This window comes from Bifidobacterium catulorum, assembly GCF_003129925.1.
GTDB lineage: Bacteria > Actinomycetota > Actinomycetes > Actinomycetales > Bifidobacteriaceae > Galliscardovia > Galliscardovia catulorum.
Genome location: NZ_QFFN01000064.1, coordinates 1 through 6,165, shown reverse-complemented (window position 1 = coordinate 6,165; position 6,165 = coordinate 1). Strand labels below are relative to the sequence as shown.

At 62.4% G+C, this 6,165-nt stretch carries 2 protein-coding genes; both read left to right on the top strand.

Features of this window, described 5'->3' with window-relative positions; genetic code table 11:
• The first annotated feature begins 237 nt into the window (after positions 1-237).
• Positions 238-4,113 carry a DEAD/DEAH box helicase family protein gene (locus tag DF200_RS10945; protein WP_170112511.1) on the top strand — a complete coding sequence of 1,292 codons (3,876 nt, stop codon included), beginning with the start codon at positions 238-240 and terminating at the stop codon, positions 4,111-4,113.
• Positions 4,114-4,722: 609 nt separating this feature from the next.
• Positions 4,723-5,334 carry a holo-ACP synthase gene (locus DF200_RS10385; protein WP_109138198.1) on the top strand — a complete coding sequence of 204 codons (612 nt, stop codon included), beginning with the start codon at positions 4,723-4,725 and terminating at the stop codon, positions 5,332-5,334.
• Positions 5,335-6,165: the final 831 nt, after the last annotated feature.

Here is a 6,165-nt window from a genome sequence, read left to right as displayed (position 1 = left end):
CCACCCTTCCACGACCCGTGGCCGCCATCGCCCAGCCGGGATAATCGGAGGAGGCCACGGGTCCGGTCGTTCCCGGGCAATCACGAACGCAACGGCCGCAAGACCCCGGCCATGACGAATAAGGCACGTCACTTTACGCGGGTAGACTGCGGAATAATTGTCCGGTTGTTCATTATGCAGTGATGAACAACGGCAAGACGCCTCCAGTGGAGGAGACGTCGAAGGAAAGGGACAGCCATGGGCAGTGGGAACTTCGATTTCGTGGAAAGCATCTTCCCGGAGATCTACAGCGACTGTGTGAAAGCGGAATCATACATCTACTCCGACCCGGTGACCGCATGCGTCTACGCCAGACGAGCCATCGACTGGCTCACCGAATATCTCTCCTACGACGTATTCGATCTGCACAGGCCCTACCGTGACGACATCTATACGCGCCTTAACAATCCGGAATTCCGGCGATCGGTCGCCAACCCCATAATCGATTATCTCGACTTCATACGAAGAGTCGGTAACGATGCCGCGCATAAGGAGAAGCCCTCCATCGGCATTCAGAAGGCGTCCTTGACTGTGGGAAATCTGTTCCATGTCGTCGTCTGGGCAGGCTACAATCACAGTGCCCATCCCGAAAACGTGCCGCTGAACCGGCGATTCGACGCCAACCTAGCCAAACGGTTGAAAGCCCTCAACGCCCAACAGGCCGCACAACTGCGCAAGTGGGTCAGCGAGCAGGCCGAGGAACATCGGCGCGCCATCGAAGAACGCGAACGGCTCATCAAAGCCAAGGACTTGGCCATCGTCGAACGGCAGGCCACAATCGAACAGCTCCGCGAACAGATCAGGCAGGCCCAGGCCGCCACCACCGCCCCCGACACCCACGACTACTCGATCGGCGAAGCCGAAACCCGCGCCATGCTCATCGACGCATTGCTTGAGGAGCAAGGCTGGCGTCTCGACGACACCAACCGCGAAGTCGAAATCACCGGACTGCCGAAGACGCCGCAGCACCCCTCCGGTATCGGATACGCCGACTACGTGCTGTGGGACGACGACGGGCTGCCGCTCGCCGTGGTGGAAGCCAAACGCACCGCGGTCAGCGTGGACACGGGCCTTGACCAGGCGCGCGAATACGCCGACGGATTGGAGAAAATGACAGGCCAGCGTCCGGTCATCTTCGCGACCAACGGATACGAGACGAAAATCTGGGACAACTGGCGGACGGCCGACGGCGGGGAAGCGGGATACCCCGCCCGGGCCGTGGCCGGATTCTACAGGAAAGCCGAACTACGGCGCATGATCCAACGCCGCACCGGCGCCCGCAGGCTGTCGGGCGCGCCCATCAACACCGCCATCGCCGGGAGGCCCTATCAGATCGCGGCCATCGCGGCGGTGGACAAGGCGTTCGACGAACGCCAGCGCGGCGCATTGCTCGTCATGGCCACCGGCACCGGCAAGACCCGCATGACCATCGCGCTGGTCGATCAGCTGATGAAGGCCGGCTGGGTGCGCAACGTGCTGTTCCTCGCCGACCGCACCGCGTTGGTCAACCAGGCCGTGAGGGCGTTCCGCAACCCCGATACCGGACTCGGCGCAGCGATGCCGATCGTCAACCTGCTCGACGACGACGCCGAAACGGCCGGGCGAATCTACGTCAGCACATATCCCACCATGATGAACCTCATCAACGCGCGGCGCGGCGGTGACGGCGGCGGAGAGCTGAAGTTCGGGCCCGGATTCTTCGACCTCGTGGTTGTCGACGAGGCCCATCGATCCGTATACGCCAAATACGGATTCCTGTTCGACTACTTCGATTCGCTGCTTGTCGGACTCACAGCCACGCCGAAGAACGAGGTCGATCGCAATACGTACAGACTGTTCGGGCTCGAATACAGCGAGGAATCCGGTGGCGTGCCCACCGCGGCATACTCGCTCGACGAGGCCGTGCAAGACGGGTACCTCGTGCCGCCCGTGGGCAAGCGCATCGTCACCGGATTCATGCGAGACGGCATAGACTACGATCGGCTCACTGACGAGGAGAAACTCGAATGGGACGAGCAGGAGTGGAACGAGGAGGGCGACATACCCGACTCGGTGGATGCCGGCGACATCAACCGCTTCCTGTTCAACGCCGACACCATCGACAAGGTGCTTGGCGTGGTGATGGAACAGGGCATCAAGGTCGACGACGGCAACACGCTGGGCAAGACCATCATCTTCGCACGCAACCAGCGTCACGCCGAAGCCATCAAGGCGCGGTTCGACATCGGCTGGCCGCAATACGGCGGCACGTTCGCGCAGATCATCACACACGGCACCCGTAATGCGCAGGCGCGCATCGACGACTTCTCGGACCCGGGCAAGATGCCGCAGATCGCCATCAGCGTCGACATGCTCGACACCGGCGTGGATGTGCCGGAGGTCGTGAACCTCGTATTCTTCAAGCCGGTGATGAGCAGGACCAAATACTGGCAGATGATCGGGCGCGGGACCAGACTGTGCCCGGGTCTGTTCGGGCCCGTGGGCGCACCGGGTGCGGACAAAAGCGAGTTCCTGGTGTTCGACTGCTGCGGCAACATCGAGTTCTTCCGGCAGAACATGCCCGAGGCGTCGGGGCGCGTGGGCATGTCGCTGGACGAGCGGCTGTTCCGGTTGCGCGTGGGACTGCTGGCGGCGTTGGACGCGGGGAATGGTGCCGGTGGCGTTGGCGTTGCCGGTGACGGTGGCGAGGTCGGTGGCGGTGTCGGCGGTGTTGGCGACGGGATTCCGGACGACATGCGCGAATATCGCGAGACGCTTGCGCGCACACTCGGCGACTACGTGGCCGGCATGGATACGCAATCCAATGTGCTCGTCCGCCCGCATCGTCGACTCATCGACACGATCAACGGCGGCGACGGCTCGCAATCGGAGGCTGGCGGCTGGTGGCGGAACATCACGGTGCGGAAGGCCTCCGAAGCCGTCACCCTTGCCGGGTTGCCGTCGAATTTCCATGACGACGGTGCCGCTGGAGCCTCCGATGCGGGGCTTTCCCGGGATGCCGGGCTTCAGGCAAAACGGTTCGACGAACTCATGTATCGCTACGAGCTGGGCGTGCTGCGTGCTGCTGCTATTGGTGAGGGTGCGGGCGGCGGTGCCGAGACCGCGGACGAGACCGCGGAGGGTGCGGGCGCTGACGCCGGCGACGCCGCGGACACGTTGGCGGATGCCATCGGCCTGCCCGAACGCAATCTGAATTCGGTGCGCAAAGCCGTCCAGACCATCGCCTCGGAACTCATGTCGCCGAAGAACCGCAACGTTCCCGCCATCGCGGCACAGGCCGAACTCCTGGAAGCGGTGTCCGGGGATGAGTGGTGGCAGGACGTCACCGTTCCCATGCTGGAACACGCGCGAAAATCGCTGCGTGGCATCGCCTACTATGCGGCGGCGAATCGCCGGAACGTGGTGTATACGGATTTCGAGGACACGCTCGACACGGTGGAGAGCGTGGAGCTGGCCCGTGGAGGGGACGTCTCCTCCGTGGATTACCGGCGGTTCCGCGAACGGGCCCTGGCGTTCCTGCGCGAGGAGGACAACGCCGTGCTGCGGCGCGTACGCATGGGCGAACAGCTTACGCAGCAGGACCTCGACGAACTCGGCCGGATGCTGATCGACAACGGGATCGGCGACGAAGAGGACGTTCGCGCCGCCGACATCCATTGCCGGGAGCAGTACGGCGTCGGCGGTCTCTACGGTTCCGGCACGTCCGGTGGCGCTGATGCGGCCGGTGGCGCTGATGCGGCCGATGGCACTGGCGGGGAAGATGATGAGGTCAGCGGATTCGGCCTGTTCATCCGGTCGCTGGTCGGATTGGAACCGGCTGCCGTGCAGGCGACGTTCGCCCGGTTCCTCGACGGCAAACGCTACAACTCGCGTCAGATCGAGTTCGTGAACCATATCGTCCGGGAGCTCACCAAGGATGGCGTGATGAACGGGGACCGGCTCTACGAGCAGCCGTTCATCGACCTCGCCGCCGGCGGACCGGATGACCTGTTCGTGGACGACGACGTCAACGCCCTGTTCGACCTCCTCGACGACGTGAAGCGGTCGGCCATACCGTTGCGAAAGGCGGCGTGACCAGGTACGGGTTTGTGTGACCGGGTACGGGTTGTGCTGCGTGGCCGGGTACAGGGTTGCGTTTCCGTGACCGGGTGCGTGTTGCGTGACGGGGTGTAGGTCGTGTGACCGGGTGCAGGTTGTCGCGTGACCGGGTGTAGGTTGCGTGACCGGGTATACCCATGCCTTGTCACGCGGTCTGAAAACCATTGCAATTTCAACGATTTCAATCAGGCGTGACCGGGCGTACCTATACCCGGTCACGTTACGACCGACAAACGTGTTAATGAGTGGTTTGATCAAAGTGATGATGGGTGGTTGTGATGATGGGTGGTTGTGCCAGGCATCGTGGAGGAGAGGGGCGAAGGGGTGGAGCAAATGAGGACCATGGTGAATCCGGACGTACAGCAAATAGGCGTACAGCAAATAGGGGTGCATGGTAAAGGTAAGTGGGAGCATGCGGTGTTGTGGGCGTGCGGTGCATGCTGAGCGTGCGGTAAGCGGCGCATGGTAAAGGTAGGTGGGGGCGTACGGTGTTGTGAGCATGCGGCAAGCGGTGCATGCTGAGCATACGGTAAATGGAACGTATGTAAATGTGATGGCATGCTGTAATGCGAGGTGGAGGAGGACATGTTGATACTTGGTCTGGGACACGACGTGGTCGACATCGCCGCATTCTCCGAACAGCTGGCCGAACCCGGCTCCCGTATGCGCCGCCTGTTTTCGCCGCGCGAACTGCGGCAGTCGGCTATGCGCGCCCGCATCAAACACGACGACGAATCCGCGCACCTCGCCGCGCGGTGGGCCGGCAAGGAGGCCGTGCTCAAGGCGTGGAGCGAGGCGCTCGCCGACCGTCCGAACCCGTATACACTCGACGATTTCCCCTGGTCCGGCATCGAGATCCTCGACGATTCGCGCGGGCGGCCGAGCGTGACGCTCCGCGACGACGTCGAGCGGACCTTGCGGGAATCATTGGGCATCGTCGTGGAGTCCGCATCGGAGCGTGGCTGCGTGGAAACATCGGCGGACGCGGGCGAGGCCGAGGCGCCGGACGGGACACATGGCCAAGCGTCCGCCGCGCCGCATGAGGTGCGGATGCGGGACACGGGGTCTGCGGAGATTGCGAGGCCCGCGCATATGAATCCGCGCGGGTGCGGCGACGGCCCGAGGCTGGTCTGGCATGTTTCGCTGAGTCATGACGGTCCGGTCGCGTCCGCCGTCGTCCTGCTGTCGTCCTGTTGACGTCTGCTGTCGTTCTGCTGTCGTCCCTCCGTCATCCTGCTGCCGTCCCTCCATCGTCCTGCTTACGCCTGCTGTCGTCCTGTTGACGCCTGCTGTCGTCCCGCTGTCGTCCCGCCGTCGTCTTGCTGACGCCTGCCGTCCGCCGTCCTACCCCTCGTAACCCCGCCGCCTCGCCACCCACTGATTCATCGTTTTGCCGACTTGCGTTCCCTCGCGGGAGGGGCAGCCTATGTGCGTCCCCGCGGGCATGGGCGTGTCTTGACCGTCGTGCCCGCACCGGCCGCCGCCCGCGTCCCTACAGGCGCGGGCGTGTCACGTATCCGCATCGCCGCGATGAAAAACCTCACAACAACGACATCATGTCGTATATGTGTTCGATTATGTCGGTTTGCGTTTGCGAGACGGCGTCATATCAACGTTGTTAAAAGTGTGAAATATGTCACATTTTGTCTGCAACCGCTTTTATGAACGAACGAAATCCTACATTCCCGTTGAAATCAAACAGAAAACGATGTTTACATAACTATATATTGTGCCTTTCTTGTTTTACTTTGTTGCATCCGTGTTTGACTTATTGCGTTTATGGCGTAACAATGGTTTCGTTCACGCAAACCGATGACGGTATTGCAGTCCGGCGCCGCAGCCGGATGGACATACGGAAGGAAGGACGGACAGCATGATGACTGGTGCTGTTGGGGAGTCTGCGATTCGCCTGTCGCTGAGTTGGGTGGATTGGCTGATCCTCGTTATTTATGAGCCTTCGCCAGTTTGTGTGGTGGGGTGTTGAGCCTCGGCGTCGTGGCCGGGGCTTTTGTGTGTGCGGGTATGGAA

Excerpts from the sequence above, each read along its gene's own strand:
- DF200_RS10945 (WP_170112511.1), top strand. The coding sequence starts at position 238 with ATGGGCAGTGGGAACTTCGATTTCGTGGAAAGCATCTTCCCGGAGATC.
- DF200_RS10385 (WP_109138198.1), top strand. The coding sequence starts at position 4,723 with ATGTTGATACTTGGTCTGGGACACGACGTGGTCGACATCGCCGCATTC.